Raw genomic sequence first — 258 nt, 5'->3', positions numbered from 1 at the left:
AGTCCCCATATCACCCCCGCTGCCACCAGCACGGGCTTGGACTTGCGCATGTGAATCTTCTCTTCGGCCATGACCAGCGCGTAGGCCAGCACGAAGATGGCCACGGCAAAAAAGCCAATGGCAGAACTGGTCAAGTCGATCTCACCGGTCACCGCGAAGGCGGCCGGGCTTGCCAGCAGGAGTAAAGCCGCTAACAAAAAAAGCCAGCCACGAGTCCATCGGGGCTGGCCAGGGTCATGATGCAACGTCAACTTGGCG

At 59.7% G+C, this 258-nt stretch carries 1 protein-coding gene; it reads right to left on the bottom strand.

From position 1 onward, the window contains the following. Nucleotides 1–197 (bottom strand): hypothetical protein (locus tag V0R37_RS22670; RefSeq protein WP_489685824.1); only part of this gene is annotated, 197 nt, incomplete at its 3' end. Nucleotides 198–258: the final 61 nt, after the last annotated feature.

It is taken from the genome of Pollutimonas rozaliensis (genome assembly GCF_048751585.1).
Lineage (GTDB): Bacteria > Pseudomonadota > Gammaproteobacteria > Burkholderiales > Burkholderiaceae_B.
The sequence above is the reverse complement of the archived record's forward strand: the minus strand, read 5'-3'. Positions and strand labels throughout refer to the sequence as shown.